Origin of the sequence: Nocardia uniformis NBRC 13702, from assembly GCF_001613345.1 — a bacterium.
GTDB classification, from domain to species: domain Bacteria; phylum Actinomycetota; class Actinomycetes; order Mycobacteriales; family Mycobacteriaceae; genus Nocardia; species Nocardia uniformis.
Window position 1 is genome coordinate 66,161 of sequence record NZ_BDCE01000090.1, and the last position, 17,218, is coordinate 83,378.

General features: G+C 66.2%; 20 protein-coding genes. 7 read left to right on the forward strand and 13 right to left on the reverse strand.

Annotated elements, in window-relative coordinates:
* Positions 1–25: 25 nt before the first annotated feature.
* The 4 genes from NU1_RS32955 to NU1_RS32970 all read left to right on the forward strand — a co-directional run bounded on the left by NU1_RS32955 (position 26) and on the right by NU1_RS32970 (position 3,468).
* Entirely contained in the window at positions 26–1,123 is a 1,098-nt protein-coding gene (locus NU1_RS32955; protein ID WP_067527459.1) for a lycopene cyclase family protein, read from the forward strand.
* A gap of 305 nt (positions 1,124–1,428) precedes the next feature.
* A complete protein-coding gene (gene ku, locus NU1_RS32960; RefSeq protein ID WP_170264155.1) occupies positions 1,429–2,343 on the forward strand; it encodes a non-homologous end joining protein Ku in 915 nt (304 codons plus the stop codon).
* A gap of 36 nt (positions 2,344–2,379) precedes the next feature.
* Positions 2,380–2,940: a GNAT family N-acetyltransferase gene (locus tag NU1_RS32965; protein ID WP_067527463.1), complete on the forward strand. Its 561-nt coding sequence runs from the start codon at positions 2,380–2,382 to the stop codon at positions 2,938–2,940.
* Between the two features lie 45 nt (positions 2,941–2,985).
* Entirely contained in the window at positions 2,986–3,468 is a 483-nt protein-coding gene (locus tag NU1_RS32970) for a hypothetical protein (protein ID WP_067527465.1), read from the forward strand.
* A 3-nt stretch (positions 3,469–3,471) separates the two neighbouring features.
* Here NU1_RS32970 and NU1_RS32975 read toward each other — a convergent pair whose 3' ends face one another.
* The 11 genes from NU1_RS32975 to NU1_RS33025 all read right to left on the reverse strand — a co-directional run bounded on the left by NU1_RS32975 (position 3,472) and on the right by NU1_RS33025 (position 13,710).
* On the reverse strand, positions 3,472–3,927 hold the full coding sequence (locus tag NU1_RS32975; protein WP_067527467.1) for a DUF4189 domain-containing protein: 456 nt from the start codon (positions 3,925–3,927) through the stop codon (positions 3,472–3,474).
* Between the two features lie 99 nt (positions 3,928–4,026).
* Entirely contained in the window at positions 4,027–4,692 is a 666-nt protein-coding gene (lexA, locus tag NU1_RS32980; RefSeq protein WP_067527469.1) for a transcriptional repressor LexA, read from the reverse strand.
* A gap of 141 nt (positions 4,693–4,833) precedes the next feature.
* A complete protein-coding gene (locus tag NU1_RS32985) occupies positions 4,834–5,286 on the reverse strand; it encodes a metal-sulfur cluster assembly factor (RefSeq protein WP_084522030.1) in 453 nt (150 codons plus the stop codon).
* Positions 5,287–5,288: 2 nt separating this feature from the next.
* A complete protein-coding gene (gene sufU / locus NU1_RS32990) occupies positions 5,289–5,762 on the reverse strand; it encodes a Fe-S cluster assembly sulfur transfer protein SufU (protein ID WP_067527471.1) in 474 nt (157 codons plus the stop codon).
* A gap of 3 nt (positions 5,763–5,765) precedes the next feature.
* A complete protein-coding gene (locus tag NU1_RS32995) occupies positions 5,766–7,019 on the reverse strand; it encodes a cysteine desulfurase (protein ID WP_067527473.1) in 1,254 nt (417 codons plus the stop codon).
* A 5-nt stretch (positions 7,020–7,024) separates the two neighbouring features.
* A complete protein-coding gene (sufC, locus tag NU1_RS33000) occupies positions 7,025–7,798 on the reverse strand; it encodes a Fe-S cluster assembly ATPase SufC (protein ID WP_067527479.1) in 774 nt (257 codons plus the stop codon).
* Between the two features lie 85 nt (positions 7,799–7,883).
* Positions 7,884–9,062, reverse strand: coding sequence for a Fe-S cluster assembly protein SufD (gene sufD, locus NU1_RS33005; protein ID WP_067527481.1), 1,179 nt, complete (start codon positions 9,060–9,062; stop codon positions 7,884–7,886).
* The gene (gene sufB, locus NU1_RS33010) at positions 9,062–10,522 is read right to left on the reverse strand and encodes a Fe-S cluster assembly protein SufB (RefSeq protein ID WP_067527483.1); all 1,461 of its coding nucleotides are present in this window, start codon (positions 10,520–10,522) and stop codon (positions 9,062–9,064) included. Before sufB ends, sufD begins: the two co-directional genes overlap by 1 nt.
* Positions 10,519–11,310: a helix-turn-helix transcriptional regulator gene (locus tag NU1_RS33015; protein ID WP_084522035.1), complete on the reverse strand. Its 792-nt coding sequence runs from the start codon at positions 11,308–11,310 to the stop codon at positions 10,519–10,521. The genes sufB and NU1_RS33015 overlap by 4 nt, the downstream gene beginning before the upstream one ends.
* Positions 11,311–11,690: 380 nt before the next feature.
* Positions 11,691–13,031: a sensor histidine kinase gene (locus NU1_RS33020; protein WP_067527485.1), complete on the reverse strand. Its 1,341-nt coding sequence runs from the start codon at positions 13,029–13,031 to the stop codon at positions 11,691–11,693.
* Complete coding sequence (locus NU1_RS33025; RefSeq protein WP_067527487.1) at positions 13,024–13,710, reverse strand: response regulator transcription factor; 687 nt, start codon at positions 13,708–13,710, stop codon at positions 13,024–13,026. The genes NU1_RS33020 and NU1_RS33025 overlap by 8 nt, the downstream gene beginning before the upstream one ends.
* 121 nt (positions 13,711–13,831) lie before the next feature.
* Between NU1_RS33025 and NU1_RS33030 the strand changes: the two genes are divergently transcribed.
* A complete protein-coding gene (locus NU1_RS33030; protein ID WP_067527489.1) occupies positions 13,832–14,239 on the forward strand; it encodes a hypothetical protein in 408 nt (135 codons plus the stop codon).
* Positions 14,240–14,405: 166 nt separating this feature from the next.
* On the opposite strand, the gene NU1_RS33035 is transcribed toward NU1_RS33030, so the two are convergent.
* Together NU1_RS33035 and NU1_RS33040 are read right to left on the reverse strand one after the other, a co-directional pair.
* Positions 14,406–14,603 (reverse strand): hypothetical protein, encoded by a 198-nt coding sequence (locus NU1_RS33035; RefSeq protein ID WP_067527491.1) that lies wholly within the window; start codon positions 14,601–14,603, stop codon positions 14,406–14,408.
* A gap of 203 nt (positions 14,604–14,806) precedes the next feature.
* Entirely contained in the window at positions 14,807–15,727 is a 921-nt protein-coding gene (locus NU1_RS33040) for a DUF2268 domain-containing putative Zn-dependent protease (protein WP_067527493.1), read from the reverse strand.
* Positions 15,728–15,974: 247 nt separating this feature from the next.
* Between NU1_RS33040 and NU1_RS33045 the strand changes: the two genes are divergently transcribed.
* Together NU1_RS33045 and NU1_RS33050 are read left to right on the forward strand one after the other, a co-directional pair.
* Positions 15,975–16,817, forward strand: a complete 843-nt coding sequence (locus NU1_RS33045; RefSeq protein WP_067527522.1) for an SDR family oxidoreductase — start codon at positions 15,975–15,977, stop codon at positions 16,815–16,817.
* Positions 16,818–16,874: 57 nt separating this feature from the next.
* Positions 16,875–17,218: hypothetical protein (locus tag NU1_RS33050; protein WP_067527494.1), on the forward strand; the 344-nt coding region annotated here is incomplete at its 3' end.

The following is a 17,218-nucleotide window of genomic DNA, read 5'->3' on the forward strand; positions in this document are numbered from 1 at the left end:
GCACGGCACGTGATGCAATCACCCGGTGAGCTCCGATCTCCTCGTCTGCGGGCTCGGGCCCGCAGGTCGGGCCCTGGCACACCGTGCCCTCGCCCGAGGGCTCTCGGTCACGGTCGTCGACCCGAACCCCGACCGTGCCTGGACGGCGACCTACGCCGCCTGGGCCGATGAGCTCCCGACCTGGTTGCCGCCCAACGTCATTGCGACCACCACCGACAATCCGACCGCGTGGGCCGAGCGCCGCATCGAATTGCGCCGCCCCTACGCCGTCCTCGACACACCCGCCCTCCAACACGCACTCCCCCTCTCCGGTGCCCGGATCATCGCGGACCGAGTGGCGGAAATCCCCCGCCCGCAACGTAATCGCCCGCAATCGGCACGCCTGTTAACCGGCACGACACTGACCGCTTCCCGCGTCATAGACGCCCGCGGTCTCCCCCGCTCCCCCGCCCACGCCGAACAAACCGCCTACGGCCTCATTGTCGGCCGCGACCGCTGCGCGGACACCGAAACCCTCTTCATGGACTGGCGCCTCGACAATGGCGCATCCCCCGCCGCCCCCCGCTCCTTTCTCTACGCGGTGCCCCTGACCCCCGACACCGTGCTCCTCGAGGAAACCTGTCTCGCGGGCCGCCCCGCCCTCGATCCCGCCGAACTCCGCACCCGCCTGCACCACCGATTGCGTTCCCGTGGAATCGAATTCACCGACCACGACCGGGTCGAACGAGTTCGCTTCCCGGTCCAGGGCGGCACCCCTGGCCGCCGAACCTTCGGCGCGGCAGGCGCACTCACCCACCCGGCCACCGGTTACAGCGTCGCCACCTCCCTCCGCACCGCCGATGCGGTCGCGGCCGGAGAATCGATCTGGCCGCCCGCCGCCCGAGCCGTCCACGCCCTCCGCCTGGCTGGACTCCGCGCACTCCTGGCCCTACCTCCACGAGATCTCCCGCTCTTCTTCGACACCTTCTTCACCCTCCCCGCCGAACAGCAGCGCGCCTACCTCTCCGGCCGAGACGACCTGCGAGCCACCGCCGCCGCCATGACCACCCTGTTCACCGCCCTGCCCTGGCGGCTGCGCCGCACGCTGGCACTCGCGACCCTCGGGACCCGAGCGTCGCGCTGACGCGACATCGCGCGCGACCGGGGCTGCCTATGTCCCCTCGTCACACGCCGACGGACGAGCCGACAGCTCTTGCGGCTGTTCGGTCGGCCTCCTCGACATTTCACTTGGTAAGTGCGTCCTTCTTCTGTTCGGGGTTGCGCCGCGACTTCGCGTCACAAAATGCCGGGATTACATAGTTAAATGCGCATACTCACGTATCGGCATTGATAGTGTCGCCCCGGATCCGAGTCAGAAGTCGGTGCGACTCCCCTGATCGGCGGCGATTCGCCCCGACACCGAATGCGACGAACCGTACAGTGGAGAACATGCGGTCCATTTGGAAGGGCTCCATCGCGTTCGGACTTGTCAATGTCCCCGTGAAGGTCTACACCGCTACCGAGGACCACGACATTCGGTTCCATCAGGTACACGCGGTCGATGGTGGGCGGATCAAGTACGACCGCGTGTGCAGCGTCTGCGGGAAGTCGGTGCAGTTCGCGGATATCGACAAGGCCTATGAGTCACCCGACGGGGATCGGGTGATCTTGACCGATGAGGACTTCTCGAAACTGCCCGCGGCCGAGAAGCACGAGATTCCGGTTCTGCAGTTCGTGCCGGTCGAGCAGATCGATCCGATTCTGTACGAGAAGAGCTACTACCTGGAACCGGATTCGAGTACGCCGAAGGCGTATGTCCTGCTGGCCAAAACCCTCGAAGACGTGAATCGGGTCGCGCTGGTGCACTTCACGCTGCGACAGAAGACCCGGCTGGCGGCCTTGCGGGTCTTGGACGGGGTGCTGCTGTTGCAGACGCTGCTGTGGCCCGATGAAGTGCGGTCGGTGGAGTTCGAATCGCTCGATGGGGTGGCCGCGCCGAAGAAGCAGGAGCTCGCCATGGCGGAGACACTGGTCGACACCATGTCCGACGATTTCGATCCGAGCCTCTACACCGACGAGTACCAGATCGAACTCAAGCGGCTGCTCGATGAGGCGATCGCCAATGGCAGTAGCAAGGTGACCCGGGCTCCGGAAGAGACCGCGCCGGAGATGGACGCCGAGGTCGTAGACCTGGTCGCGGCATTGCAGCGGAGTTTGGAGGCATCGGGAGGCAAGGCGAGCAAGTCCGCCACGCCCGCGGCCGAGCAGAATCCCGCGAAGGCCACCTCGAAAGCCGCCGCGAAGAAGACCACCAAGAAGGCCGCGAAGAAGGCACCGGCCAAGCAGGCACGCAAGGGCGCGTGACCGAATACCGGGCATCCACCTGGCAAACTGATCGGCATGGAATCCGACATAGCCATCGTCTCGATGGGACTCGGACATCTGCGTCAGGTCATCGACCTGGGTTATCAGGTGTTCGACACCTCCGCCAAGCCTTACACATCATGGTCGTTGACCTCGGTGGCCGAGCACCTCGACAGTGCGGGGCGGTCGTGCTGGGTGGCGGTGGATTCCGATCGCGTGGTCGGCTTCGTGTTGGCGTCCATGGAATTCGAACTGCGCGATGACTGGGCCTACCTGGAGTGGATCGCGGTCGCGCCGGATATGCAGGGGCGCGGTGTGGCGGGCAAATTGATGACCGCGTGCTGCGACACCCTCTTCGAGCACGGTGCGCGCCGGATCGTCACCGATGTGGAGCTGCACAACAATGCTTCGGCCGCCATGATGCGGAAGAACGGCTTCACCGAAGGCACCACCGTCACCCTGTTCGTGCGGCCGAATCCCGATGAGGCGCTCACCGAAGGCGACGACCAGATCAGCCTCAGCCCCGGCACCAAACGCGATCTCATTCGCCGTGGCCGCATTACCGGCGACGGCCGGCACGGTCGCGCGAAGGCCTAGCGAGCGGGACGAATCCTGTCGGCCCCCTCCCCTACGGTGTCCCCCATGACTGTCGCAGACCAGACCATGATGGCCATCAATGATGCGGTAACCGTTGGGCGCAAAGGTGATTCCGCCGAGGCCAGACAAGCGCTTGCCGCGCTGTGGGATTCGGTCGGAGTCACCGGCGATCCGCTACACCGCTGCACCATCGCCCACTATCTGGCCGATCTGCACGATCATGCCGCTGATGCGTTGACCTGGGATATTCGAGCCCTGGACGCCGCCGACTCGCTCACCGACGATCGGGCGCGACAGCACGACTCGTCGCTGAGCGTGCGCGGCTTCTATCCGTCGCTGCACCTGAATCTCGCCGACAACTACCGGCGACTGGGCGCCTTCGATACCGCGCACGCCCATCTCGCGGCCGCCCGGAAGCGCCTCGACGCGCTCGGCGATGACGCCTACGGACTAGGCGTCATCGCCGGCATCGACCACGTCGAGAAGGCGCTGGCCGAGGGATCGACGCAGCGCCTGGCAACGCACTAGAAATCAGCGCGCGTTCTCGGTGCACTCGGCCATGACGACCTTTCCACCGGCCTGCGAGGAGCCCAGGTTCGGGCCCTGTGAGCCGAGCGCACTGACTGCCGCCGACTCCGCCTCCACCTTGGTGGGTCCCCAGCCGCCCGCGAAGCGGCCGTCATCGCTGCGTGCCACCGCACCGCAGGCATTGGAGAAGTGCACGACGATGCGGCAGTCACCAGCGGCGCAGGCCTCGACCGCCGCGGCGTCCGCACCGTTCCAGTCGGTGTAATTCAGCGCGTAGGTAACTTTTCCGACGCTCTGCGATACCGCCATCGCGCCGTAGAGATCACCGCCGGTGGCGACGAATCCGCCGTGCACGGTGTAACCGCTCTCCACCGCGGCGGCAGGACCCGCCGCGACGACACTGAGCGCCGCGAGCGATGAACCGGCGAAACCGATACCGGCCTTGCGCAGCAACGACATTCAACTCTCCCGTGACAGAAGTAACAACCCAAGCGGAATCATTGCCGAGCCGGACCGACATGTCCAGTCCTTCGGCTCCGCACACCATTGTGCCTGGTCTCAAACCCTACGCATTACCGAGACGACCTTGCCCAGCACCACGGCCTCATCGCCGTCGATCACGTCGTAGGCGGGGTTGCGTGGTTCCAGGTAAACATGTCCTCCGCTGCGGCGATAGACCTTGACGGTGGCCTCCCCGTCGATCATGGCGGCCACGATCTCGCCCGAATGCGCCTCGTGCTCCTTGCGCACGACCACGATATCGCCGTCACAGATGGCCGCGTCGATCATGGAGTCACCGCGCACCCGCAAACCGAAGACCGTCCCCCGCCCGACCAGCTCCCGCGGTAGCGACAGCACATCGTCGGTGTGTTCCTCGGCGAGAATCGGGGTGCCCGCCGCGATATCGCCGACCACCGGCACCGTCACCTGCTCCTCGGAGGTCTCGCGTGCGGGTGCGGCGGACTGTAGGAACATGCGCACATCGATGGGCCGCGACATGGAATCGCTGCGCCGCAGGAAACCCTTGTCCTCGAGACTGTTCAGGTGCTTGGACACCGTCGAGGCGGATTTCAGCCCGACCTGCTCCCCGATCTGCCGGGTATTGGGCGCATACCCGTACCGCACCACGTGGTCGCGAATCACGGAGAGGATGTGGTGCTGGCGCGGCGGCAGCGTCGAGGTGTCGAGATGCTCGAACGCGTCGGAGTAGTCGTATCCGGTCACCGGGGCATCGTAATGGCCGACGGCGGCTGCGCGGTCCGTCGTACGGGCGCGTCCGCGATTTCGTGTGCCACGCTGACGAAAAACGCCACCTGACAGCTGTCAGGTGGCGTTTCCTCTCGATCCGCAGGACCGGAGAGTGTGCTAAACGGTGAATCCCAAGGCGCGCAGTTGTTCCCGGCCGTCATCGGTGATCTTGTCCGGGCCCCACGGCGGCATCCACACCCAGTTGATGTGCAGGTCCTCCACGAGTCCGCTGCGGACCAGGGCGTTGCGGGCCTGATCCTCGATGACATCGGTCAGCGGACAGGCGGGCGAGGTGAGGGTCATATCGAGCTTGCAGATGCTCTCCTCGACCTTCAGGCCGTAGACCAGGCCGAGGTCGACGACATTGATGCCGAGTTCGGGGTCGACGACGTCACGCATCGCCTCCTCGAGGTCCTCCAGGTGCTGGACCTCCTCCGGCGTCAGCTGTACTTCCGCCTCGGAAATCGGTGCCGCGGCGTCCGTCGGCTGCGCTGCGGCGTTCTCCGGCCGCGCCACAGCGCTGTCCGGCTGCGCCTCGGCGGCGGGGGCCTGCTGTTCGGTGTCGCTCATCTCTACTCCCCGTTGCCCATAGTCTTGGTGGCCTCCTGTGCGGAGGATATCCGCACGACCGCGTCTTTGAACGCCATCCAGCCCAGCAGTGCGCATTTCACGCGCGCCGGGTACTTGGAGACGCCCGCGAAGGCAATGCCATCGCCGATCATGTCCTCGTCACCCTCGAGGGTGCCGCGGCTGGAGATCATCTCGTTGAACGAGTCGACCACCTTCAGGGCCTGCTGCACCGGCATACCGATCACCTGATCGGTGAGCACCGAGGTCGATGCCTGGCTGATGGAACAGCCCTGGCCGTCGTAGGAGACATCGGCGACATCACCATTGTCGTCGATGTGTACGCGCAGCGTCACCTCGTCACCGCAGGTGGGGTTGACGTGGTGTACTTCCGCGCCGAACGGCTCCCGCAGGCCGCGGTGGTGCGGGTGCTTGTAGTGGTCCAGGATGACTTCCTGGTACATCTGCTCCATACGCATGATCTATGCAACTCCGAAGAAGCTCTTGGCCTTCCGCACCGCGGCAAGCAACGCATCCACCTCGTCGAGGGTGTTGTAGACGGCGAAGGAGGCGCGGGCGGTGGCGGGAATTCCCAAGCGCCGCATCAATGGCCACGCGCAGTGGTGGCCGACCCGGATGGCGACGCCCTCGTCATCGAGAATCTGGCCGACATCGTGAGCGTGAATGCCCTCGACCACAAAGGACACCGCGCCACCGCGATTCACATTCTCGGTCGGACCGACAATGCGCACGCCATCGATCTTGGCAAGCCCCTCCAGGGTCGCGCCGACGAGCCGATGCTCGTGCGCCGCAACGGCATCCATGCCGATCGCTTCCAGATACCGCACGGCCGCGCCCAATCCGACGACCTGCGAGGTCATCGGCACACCGGCCTCGAAGCGCTGCGGCGGCGGCGCGAAGGTGCTCGCCTCCATGGTGACGGTCTCGATCATGGAGCCGCCGGTAATGAACGGCGGTGTGTCAGCGAGGATTTCGCGACGGCCGTAGAGCACGCCCACACCGGACGGGCCGAGCATCTTGTGTCCGGAGAACGCGGCGTAGTCGACGCCGAGTTCGCGGAAGTTCACCGGCATATGTGGCACCGATTGGCACGCGTCGAGGACCGTCAGCGCGCCGACTTCCTTCGCACGACGCACCATTTCGGCGACATCGGAAATCGCGCCCGTGACATTCGACTGGTGGATGAACGCGACCACCTTGGTGGCGGGCGACAATTCGAGCGAATCGAGGTCGATACGCCCGTCGTCGGTGATGCCGTACCACTTGAGCGTGGCACCCGTACGACGCGCGAGCTCCTGCCACGGAACCAGATTCGCGTGATGCTCGAGTTCGGTGATGACGATTTCGTCGCCCGGACCGACATGGAACGGGAACCGGCTGTCAGCGAAGGAGTACGTCACCAGGTTCAGCGATTCGGTCGCGTTCTTGGTGAACACGATCTCGTCGGCGGCCACGCCCACGAACCGCGCGATATCGGCGCGCGCGTCCTCGTAGGCGTCGGTGGCCTCCTCGGCCAGCTGATGAGCACCACGATGCACCGCCGCATTGTGCTGGACGAGGAATTCCCGTTCCGCGTCGAGCACCGCCGTCGGCCGCTGCGAGGTGGCACCCGAGTCCAAGTAGACCAGGGGTTTACCGTCGCGCACCGTACGGCTCAGAATCGGAAAGTCGGCCCGAATCCGGGCGACATCCAAGGCGGGCACCGTGATGGTCATAGTTTCTAGGCTCCTACCGCAGCAGAGGTGAAGCGCACGTAGCCGTTGGCGTCGAGTTCCTCGGCCAGCTCCGGGCCACCCTCGGCGACAATGCGGCCGCCGATGAACACGTGCACGAAGTCGGGCTGGATGTAGCGCAGGATGCGGGTGTAGTGGGTGATCAGCAGGACCCCACCGTTCTCCCTCTCCTTGTACCCGTTGACGCCGTTGGAGACGATGCGCAGCGCATCGACGTCGAGGCCGGAGTCGGTCTCGTCGAGGACGGCGATCTTCGGCTTGAGCAGGCTCAGCTGCAGGATCTCCTGGCGCTTCTTCTCACCGCCGGAGAAGCCCTCGTTGACCGAGCGCTCGACGAAGGCCGGATCGATCTCCAGCGCCGACATCGTCTCCTTGACTTCCTTCACCCAGGTACGCAGCTTGGGGGCCTCGCCGCGGACGGCGGTGGCGGCGGTGCGCAGGAAGTTCGAGACCGAGACACCCGGAACCTCGACCGGATACTGCATGGCCAGGAACAGGCCCGCGCGGGCCCGCTCGTCCACCGACATCTCCAGGACGTCCTCACCGTCGAGGGTGATGGAGCCCGAGGTCACCGTGTACTTGGGGTGGCCGGCGATGGCGTAGGACAGGGTCGACTTGCCGGAGCCGTTGGGGCCCATGATCGCGTGGGTCTCGCCCGACTTCACCGTCAGGTTGACGCCCTTGAGGATCTTGATGGGCTCGCCGGCTTCGTCCGGGTTCGCGACCTCGACGTGCAGGTCCTTGATTTCCAGGGTGGTCATCGAATTCGAATTCCTTTGCAGGTGGGTAAGTGTGGTGTCAGATGCCGCCAGCGGCGAGCCGCTAGATTCCACCAGCGGCGAACCGCTAGATGCCGACGGCGGCGAGTTCGGACTCGATGGCCGACTCGAGCCGCTCCCGGACCTCGGGGACCGCGATCTTCTGAATGATCTCGTGGAAGAAGCCGCGCACGACCAGGCGTCGCGCCACTTCCTCGGGGATACCGCGAGCACGCAGGTAGAACAGCTGCTCGTCGTCGAAACGACCGGTGGCCGAGGCATGTCCGGCACCGACGATCTCGCCGGTCTCGATCTCCAGGTTCGGCACCGAGTCGGCGCGTGCGCCATCGGTGAGCACCAGGTTGCGGTTGGCCTCGTAGGTTTCGGTGCCCTCGGCGGCGGCGCGAATGAGCACATCGCCCACCCACACAGTCCGGGCATCGGGCTTCTTCGAGGACGGATCGCCCTGCAGCGCACCCTTGTACAGCACATTCGACTTGCAGTGCGGCGCCGAGTGGTCGACCAGCAGCCGCTGTTCGAAGTGCTGACCGTCATCGGCGAAGTACAGGCCGAGCAGTTCGGCGTCGCCGCCGGGACCGTCGTAGCGCACGGTCGCGGTCAGCCGCACCAGATCGCCACCGAGGGTGACGTTGGTGTGCCGCAGCGTGGCGTCGCGACCGAGCTTGGCGTGCTGCGCGCTGGCATGCACGGCGTCGTCGGCCCAGTCCTGGATGACGATGACATCGAGCTTGGCGCTGTCGTCGAGGACGAACTCCACGTTCTCCGCGTAGGTTCCGCTGCCGCGCTGGTCGATGACCAGGTGCGCGGACGCGAATTTGCCCAGGCGGATCTGGGTGTGGTTGTACGCGGTCTTGCCCTCGCCGGGACCGGTAATGGTCACCACGACCGGTTCGGCGATCTCGGATTCCGCGCCGACGGATACGATGGTCGCCTGCTCGAAACCCGAATATGCCTGTGCGGCAACGCGATCGGTGGGCACACCGCCCGCGCCGAGGCGCGAGTCGGTGCGATCCACGGTTTCGACGGTGACGCCTTCGACGGTGTTCGTCTCGACGACCACCCGGCCGTCACGCACGGCGGTGCCGTCGTGCAGGCCACGCAGTCGGCGCAGCGGGGTGAACCGCCACGCCTCGTCGTGGGCCGAGGGCACCTCGAACGCGTTGACGTCGAACGAGGCGAACGCCTCGCCCTTGTTCACGGCCGGGACGCGAGCCTCGGCGGCAACGGCGACATTCTCTACCGTCATCAGCCGACGGCTCCTTCCATTTGCAGCTCGATCAGGCGGTTCAGCTCGAGGGCGTATTCCATGGGCAGTTCCTTGGCGATCGGCTCCACGAAGCCGCGCACCACCATGGCCATGGCCTCGTCCTCGGTGAGACCGCGGCTCATCAGGTAGAACAGCTGGTCCTCGGACACCTTGGACACGGTGGCCTCGTGACCCATGGTCACGTCGTCCTCGCGGATATCGACGTAGGGGTAGGTGTCGGAGCGGCTGATGTTGTCCACCAGCAGCGCGTCACACTTCACCGTCGACTTGGAGCCGTAGGCGCCCTTGTTGACCTGGACCAGGCCACGGTAGGAGGCACGACCGCCACCACGCGCCACCGACTTCGAGATGATGTTCGACGAGGTGTGCGGTGCGAGATGCAGCATCTTCGCGCCGGTGTCCTGGTGCTGGCCCGCACCGGCGAACGCGATGGAGAGCACCTCGCCCTTGGCGTACTCGCCGGTCATCCACACGGCCGGGTACTTCATGGTGACCTTGGAGCCGATATTGCCGTCGACCCATTCCATGGTCGCGCCCGCCTCGGCCTTGGCCCGCTTGGTGACCAGGTTGTAGACGTTGTTCGACCAGTTCTGAATGGTGGTGTACCGGCAGCGGCCACCCTTCTTCACAATGATCTCCACGACGGCGGAGTGCAGCGAATCCGAGGAGTAGATCGGCGCGGTGCAACCCTCGACGTAATGCACGTAGGCATCCTCGTCGACAATGATCAGGGTGCGCTCGAACTGACCCATGTTCTCGGTATTGATGCGGAAGTACGCCTGCAGCGGGATATCCACGTGCACGCCCGGCGGGACGTAGATGAACGAACCGCCCGACCACGTGGCCGAGTTCAGCGCGGAGAACTTGTTGTCACCCGACGGGATAACCGTGCCGAAGTACTTCTGGAACAGCTCCGGGTGCTCCTTGAGCGCCGTATCGGTGTCCAGGAAGATGACGCCCTGCTTCTCGAGATCCTCACGGATCGAGTGGTAGACGACCTCGGACTCGTACTGCGCCGCGACACCGGATACGAGGCGCTGCTTCTCCGCCTCCGGGATGCCCAGCTTGTCGTAGGTGTTCTTGATGTCCTCGGGCAGGTCTTCCCACGTGGCGGCCTGCTTCTCACTCGACCGCACGAAGTACTTGATGTTGTCGAAGTGAATGCCCTCGAGGTCGGAACCCCAGCTCGGCATCGGCTTCTTGTCGAAGATACGCAGTGCCTTCAGACGGAAGTCGAGCATCCACTCGGGTTCGCTCTTCTTCGCCGAGATGTCGCGCACGACCTCCTCGGACAGGCCGCGCTTGGCACTGGCACCGGCGACATCCTTGTCAGCCCAGCCGTACCCGTACGTCCCGATGGAGGCAATTGTCTCCTCCTGGGTGAGAGGCGGAACCTGGGCTGGATCCGATGCGCGGCTCGCCGCGGTGGTCGTCGTCATTCGGCACTCCTTCCGGAGTCGTGTGTAGATGTCGTTGCGGGCTGTGCAACTGGTTCAGCGGTATTGGTTCTTACGGTTGGCATAAAAAGCGGTACATGGGTGGTGCAGGCGCAGTCACCGTTGGCAATGGTCGCCAACCGCTGCACATGGGTGCCCAGCAGGTCGCGGAAGGCCTCCAGTTCGGCGGCGCACAGCTCCGGAAATTCCTCGGCCACATGCGATACCGGGCAGTGGTGCTGGCAGATCTGCACGCCCGCACCGACTTTGCGCGTCGAGGCCGCGAAACCGGCGCCGGTGAACGCCTCGGCGATCTCCTCGGCCTTGGCGTTCGTCTCCTCCGGCGTATGCCGGGCGAGACGGTCGATTCCGGTGACAATGGTGCCGACTCGCTTGCGGGCGAAATCGACAATGGCCTTGTCGCCGCCGATCTCGCGCAGCTGTCGCATGGCAGCACCGGCCAGGTCATCGTAGGCATGCCCCAACTTGCCCCGGCCCTGGGCCGTCAGCTGGAACTGCTTGGCGGGCCGACCCCGACCCTTCTGCTGCCACGGGGCGGAGTGGGCGGCACGCGCCTCCCCCGACTCGATGAGCGCGTCGAGGTGCCTGCGCACCCCGGCCGGAGTCAGTCCGAGCCGCTTACCGATAGCGGTCGCGGTGATCGGGCCTTCCTCCAGCAGTAGTTTGATGATGGCCTCGCGGGTATGGCCCTCGCCTGCGGGTTCGGCGACGACAACAGTCCGGGCGCCGTCCTGGCGCCCGGTGCCTGCTCCCACATTCCGCAAACCCACGGTTTTCACAACACCAGTGTGACGGAATTACTTCCCCCGTTCCAGTAAGGGTCACCTGACTTGGGCCGACCTGGGAGTGTGAGACTTTGCACACTTGCATCAGCCCCGGTAGAGGGCGTAAACGAGAGAACTGCGGTCAGCTGTGCGGGTTATCGAAGAATGCCTGTAGTTCGCGGACAACCTCCTCCGAGTTCTCCTCGGCGAGGAAATGGCCGCCGGGCAGCGGCTTGCCGCGGACATCGCGGGCCCACTCGAGCCAGGTTTCGAGGGGGTCGAACCACTCAGTCGAGGGTCGCGGCGGCGCGGTATTCCTCGCAGCCTCGCTGTCCGGACAAGAGGCCCCACCCGGTAGAGAAGTACCCGCACGCAGGCCGTTTGCACTAGGGAAGTGCGCCGAGGAGCGGAAGCCGCGCCTCGAGATGTGCGCCCTTCGGTGAATCGGCGACCGCCAGCGTCGCGTGATGGAGGGTCGCGATATCTCGGGCCAGGGCGAGACCGAGGCCGGTGCCGCCGCGGGCGCGGGTGCGCGCGGTATCGAGGCGGGCGAAGCGTTCGAAGACGCGATCGCGGTCGGCGGGCGCGATACCGGGGCCGTCGTCGACGATATCGAGGACAGCGTGGCCGTCGGTCGCGGAAAGCCGCACTGTCGCTTGGGATTCGGCATGAGCTTCGGCATTGTCGAGCAGGTTGGTGATCAGGCGGGCGAGGTGGGTGCGATGTCCGGCCACCGTGACATCGTCGGCGACCTCGACGGTCCAGGTGATCGCGGTGGCGGGTCTGCGGTCGATAACGTCGTGGACGAGAGTGCCGAGGTCTAGTGGGGTCAGGGGCAGGTCCGGGGCGGTATCGAGGCGGGCCAGGGTGAGCAGGTCGGAGATGAGGGCTTCCAGGCGGTCGAGGTCTTCGAGGGCTCCGGTAGCGACGGTGGGCCACTCGGCGCGGTCGGGGTAGCGGGCGGCGACCTCGAGCGGGGTGCGCACATTGGCCAGGGGGCTGCGCAGTTCATGGGAGGCGTCGGCGATGAATTGCCGTTCGCGGCGGGTCGACTGTTCCAGGCGGGCCAGGGTGTCGTTGAGGGTGGTGGCGAGGCGGGCTATTTCGTCGCCGGTGGCGGGGACGGGCATGCGGCGGCCGAGATTCTGGGTGGTGAGGCGGGCGAATTCGCCGCGGATGGAGTCGACGGGGCGCAGGGCGCGGCCGGTGGCGAACCAGGTCAGGGCGGCGACCAGAAGCAGCAGCGGGGGTGCCGCCAGGAGGAGCAGGTGGGTGGTGGCCCGGGTGGCGTCGCGGATGGATTGGGTGTCCGCGTCGGCGGTGATCAGGACCGCGCCTTCGCCCGGGACGGGGACGGTCGTCGACGCTTCGCGTAGGGCCGGCTGTACCGGGGCGGCGAAGACGATGCGGCGCGGTTCACCGGGCTGGTCGGCTGTCGGTGCGAACGGAGGCAATGGGGCGGAAAGGGGTTCGCCGTCCGGTGAGGCGATTCGGATGGTCACGGCTCGGTCGACGAGCGGGAGTGGTGCGCCGTCCTGGAGTGCGGTGGCGGCGACACCGAGTTGCCGGTTGAGAACCTCGTCCACGCCACGGGTCAGGTTGCTCTCCAAGTGGTGGATCATCACCCAGCCGGCAGCGATGAGTGCCACGGCGACGACCAGAGTCGCGGCGGCTGTGGTGCGAGCTCGGACCGAGAGCGGGCGCCACACGCGGGTTCGATCAGACATGGTCGCCGCCTTCGGCCATCAGTCGGTATCCGTGGCCGCGCACGGTGCGAATACTGTTGCGCCCGAAGGGTGCGTCGATCTTGCGGCGCAGGGCGCTGATGTGCACCTCGACGACGTTCACATCACCGTCGAAGGCGAAATCCCATCCCCCGCTGAGCAATTCGCGTTTGGACACCAGTGCGCCGGGGCGGCGGGCCAGGATTTCCAGCACCGAGAACTCCTTGCTGGTGAGTGCGATATCCGTGCCGGCGCGGGTGCAGATGCGGGTGGCCGGATCCAGGGTCAGGTCGCCGACGCGCAGCAATGTCGGGCGGGGTGCGGGGCGGCGGCGCACCAGGTTGCGGAGCCGGGCCAGCAGCACGACGAACGAGAATGGTTTCGTCACATAGTCGTCGGCGCCGGAATCGAGGGCTTCGGCTTCGTCGTGTTCGCCGTCCTTGGCGGTGAGCATGAGGATCGGCGTCCAGTCCCCCGCCTCCCGTAGCAGCGAGCACACCCGATAGCCATTGAGGCCCGGCAGCATGATGTCGAGCACGATGACGTCGTAGTCCGACGTCTGCGCCAGTTCCAGTCCGCGCAGGCCGTCCGATGCGACATCGACGGCCCACCCCTCGGCCTCCAAACCGGACCGCAGGGCGCCGGCCAGCCGCGCCTCATCCTCCACCACCAGTACTCGCACGCGCCGATCCTGACAGGCCAACCTGAAGACTTCTTCAGGATCGTTCAGGGAGTCTTCAGCCGCGCCCGACCAGAGTCGTGAACGTTCCGGATGGTCCGGAGCACCGATTCCAGGGAGAAATATGCGTTCCAAGATTTCCGCCCGCACCGCTGCCATTGCCGTGGGCGCGGGCGCCGTGCTCGCCGCCGGACTCGGCAGTATGGCCGTGGCCTCGGCCCATCCGGCCCAGGATCTGGGTCCCAGCCAAGGGATCGTCGTGCATCGCGATGGCGACCACGATCCGAGCCGGACGGTGACTGTGGGGCCCGACGGCGAACAGCTGGATGGCGGCCGGGTGACCATCGAGCGCGATGGCGATCGGGTGATCATTCATCGCGAGGGTGCCCCGGATGTGGTCGGCGTACCCGCGCGTCCGGCCGTACCGGGTCTCCCGGGTCTCCCGGGGTTGCCGACGCTGCCGGGCTCGGACGCGGGAGCCTTCCCCGCTCCGGGTATGCCCGGATTCGCGCAGACCGCTCCGCTTCGCTGACACGGCCGCGGCTACGACTCCTTTTACTGTCCCGCCCTCGCTCGTTGCCTACGAGCGGGGGCGGTGTGAGTTCCGGCCCCTGCGCCGACCGGGAATCGATCGACCCCGAACTGGTCGGCGCGATGTTCCGCGGCCGGTCCCGGCAGCGGTCGGCGAGGTGCCGGCGCTAGCCCGAGAGTGAGCTGAGCAGGCAGGTCATTCGCTGTAGCGGGTGGATTACCCCGGAACAATCCGGCGTGGCAACGGACTCAGCCGCCGCGGTGTGCGATTCGAGCGGAAGGGGGGCTGCCATGGCGGCACCCCCGCCGATCAGGGTCGCGGCGCCGATCAGGGCGCCGACGAAGATTCCGCGTAGTGCGCACATGCAAACTCCTAGAACGTCGCTCAGTAGCCGATCTGAACACAGTCGACATCGAATCGGGCCGCACAACCGAATTGTGTTGTGCCCGAACCAGGTACCTGTCATTGCCGACGATGCCTTCACCGCACGGCCGACAGCTATCGACCGCGATAGCGAGGCGATCTGGGTGGCGTTCCACTGGCGCGCACTGCAATCCGTGGTTCCGTCTATGTCGCGGATTGGGCAGCGCGCCCTGGTCGTCCACCGGTGCACTCGAGCGCCGTGGCGATGATTTCCGCGCTGTCGGCGTGCAGGGCCTGTGCCGCGGTTTTGCCGGTGACCGCGAGGTAGGTGTCGACCAGCCGGTTGCCGGCGGAGTACCCCGCTCCCGTCGGCAATCCGACCGGAGTCACACCGAGGTGCTCGGCGATGGTGTCGCCGTGCACCCAGGCCGTGAAGTTCTGCATACCGGTGATATCCAGTCCGGAAACGACTTTCGCGAATACCGCGTCGTCGTGCAGGCTGGGTACGCCGAGGCGGGCGTAGCCGAGGTCGTCGCCATAGAGTTGGCGGGCGAACGCGTCGGCCAGGCCCTCACCCACGACATGCTCGCCGACGGTGACCGTCATCGGATCCCACACCACACCACCGGGGCTGTAGCGCAGATTGTGGTGGAGTTCGTGCACCGCGGTGCACTCCAGTCGTTCCAGGTTCTCCGGGTAGGGCCACAACGTGATCATGATGTAGCCGGAGATGCCGCCGAAGCCGGTGACGCCCAGGCTGGGGCCCATGAAGTTGGCGTCACCCGGATCGCCGAGCAGCAGTAGCACGGTGATATCCGGGGCGTGGAATCCTGGTGTCGCGGCGAGCAATTCGGCCGCTGCGGCATAGAGCGCCTGCTGCACGCGCTCCCAGGTTCCGGCCTCCGCGAGTGTTTCGAGCGCGTCGAGGCAACGCTGTTCGTCGCGGTCTAGCGGAAACCCGGCCGACTGCCGATGGAACGCCACCAGGTCGACCTCTTCCGGGAAGTATCGGTACATCCCGGCTATCGGGTCGAGCATCGATCGCAGCATGTCTTCGCGATCGCCGGCCGGTGCCCGCAGGATTTGCTTCATGGCCGAGTAGGAATCGAGAACGGTGATTGTCACCTGCCCGAAGCTAAACCCTCACGTTGCGTGAGGGGCAAGTCGTAACGCTGCGGGACAAGTCCGGCATGGTATTCGGCTGATCGGCGTGCGACCTGCGGTTCGATCCGAGTCGACTCCGAAGGACATCTCGTTGTAGTTCTCCGGTACCAGAGGAGATCGCCCCACAGGACGATGTATCGGGACCCGCCGCACCGCGACGATGGTGGTGCCGCCCACCAACGGGGTGGTCCGGCCGAACGGAGGACTCATGGAACTGGAGGCAGGACAGGTCGCCGTCGTCACCGGCGCCGCGAACGGGATCGGGGCGGCTCTCGCCGCGGCACTGGTGGCGCGGGGACTGCGGGTGGCGATCGCCGACATCGATACCGAGTCGCTGCGGGAGACCGCGATCTCGCTGGGCGACAAGGTAATCGCCGTACCCACCGATGTCGCCGAGATCGACCAGGTTCGCACTCTCGCCGACCGCACCCTCGACGCGTTCGGCCGGGTGGATCTGGTCGTCAACAATGCGGGTATGGGTGCCGGGGGTCCGAGCTGGGAGATCGACCCCACCACCTGGGACCGACTGTGGGCGGTGAACGTCGGGGGTGTGACCAACGGAGTGCACGTGTTCACTCCGCACCTGATCGCCGCGGGCCGCGGCCATATCGTCAATACCGCGTCGCTGGCGGGGCTGACCGTGGGCATGTTCGGCGCGCCCTACGCGGCGAGTAAGGCGGCGGTCATCTCGATCTCGGAATCGCTGCGGGGCGAGCTGGAGCTGATCGCGCCCGGCGTCGGGGTCACGGTGGTCTGCCCGGGACCGGTGGATACGCAGATGTTCCGTGGTCTGGCCGAATTCGCCGATTCGTCCGGCGATGCGGCACCCGAGTCGGAGGCGATACCGCCGGAGATCAGGGCGAAATTGGCACCCATGATGGAGGCGGTTACCGAGATGGCGAAGGAAACCGTGCCCGCGGCTCGGGCGGCGGAGGTCATCATAGCGGCGGTCGAGTCCGGGAAGTTGTACGCCACAACTCATCCCGAGATGGCGCTGGCCGCGCGCGACCGGACCGAGGCGATGCTGGAGTCGTTCGGTACGCCTCGCTGACACGGGGCGCAGGATCGACGCGAAGGGGTATCGACCGGACGGGATAGCCTCCTGATCATGACTGACATCCCCGGCCATTGGATCCCGCACCGCCGTGCGGACGGTGAAGTTGTCGGTTGGATCGATCTGGAGTCTCAGGCCCCCGACCTGGTCCCCGTCGATCGCCTGGGCTCGCCTCTCGACCCGGTCTCCGACTGGTCCGCCGCCGAGGAGACACTCGAGCATCGGGGGCTGGGATTCCTGCTGAATCGATTCCACTACCGCGGCCACACCGTGCGGATCCGGCAGCTCTATCCGGACCACATTATCGTCACCACCGCGGTCTCGGACGCCATCGGCGACGTCGGGGAGGAGTTCACCCTGCCATTCCCCGCCGGGGCCGACCTCACCGAGGTTCCCCG

Excerpts from the sequence above, each read along its gene's own strand:
- ku (WP_170264155.1), top strand. The coding sequence starts at position 1,429 with ATGCGGTCCATTTGGAAGGGCTCCATCGCGTTCGGACTTGTCAATGTC.
- NU1_RS32965 (WP_067527463.1), top strand. The coding sequence starts at position 2,380 with ATGGAATCCGACATAGCCATCGTCTCGATGGGACTCGGACATCTGCGT.
- NU1_RS32970 (WP_067527465.1), top strand. The coding sequence starts at position 2,986 with ATGACTGTCGCAGACCAGACCATGATGGCCATCAATGATGCGGTAACC.
- NU1_RS32975 (WP_067527467.1), bottom strand. The coding sequence starts at position 3,927 with ATGTCGTTGCTGCGCAAGGCCGGTATCGGTTTCGCCGGTTCATCGCTC.
- NU1_RS32985 (WP_084522030.1), bottom strand. The coding sequence starts at position 5,286 with ATGAGCGACACCGAACAGCAGGCCCCCGCCGCCGAGGCGCAGCCGGAC.
- sufU (WP_067527471.1), bottom strand. The coding sequence starts at position 5,762 with ATGCGTATGGAGCAGATGTACCAGGAAGTCATCCTGGACCACTACAAG.
- NU1_RS32995 (WP_067527473.1), bottom strand. The coding sequence starts at position 7,019 with ATGACCATCACGGTGCCCGCCTTGGATGTCGCCCGGATTCGGGCCGAC.
- sufC (WP_067527479.1), bottom strand. The coding sequence starts at position 7,798 with ATGACCACCCTGGAAATCAAGGACCTGCACGTCGAGGTCGCGAACCCG.
- sufD (WP_067527481.1), bottom strand. The coding sequence starts at position 9,062 with ATGACGGTAGAGAATGTCGCCGTTGCCGCCGAGGCTCGCGTCCCGGCC.
- sufB (WP_067527483.1), bottom strand. The coding sequence starts at position 10,522 with ATGACGACGACCACCGCGGCGAGCCGCGCATCGGATCCAGCCCAGGTT.
- NU1_RS33020 (WP_067527485.1), bottom strand. The coding sequence starts at position 13,031 with ATGTCTGATCGAACCCGCGTGTGGCGCCCGCTCTCGGTCCGAGCTCGC.
- NU1_RS33030 (WP_067527489.1), top strand. The coding sequence starts at position 13,832 with ATGCGTTCCAAGATTTCCGCCCGCACCGCTGCCATTGCCGTGGGCGCG.
- NU1_RS33035 (WP_067527491.1), bottom strand. The coding sequence starts at position 14,603 with ATGTGCGCACTACGCGGAATCTTCGTCGGCGCCCTGATCGGCGCCGCG.
- NU1_RS33045 (WP_067527522.1), top strand. The coding sequence starts at position 15,975 with ATGGAACTGGAGGCAGGACAGGTCGCCGTCGTCACCGGCGCCGCGAAC.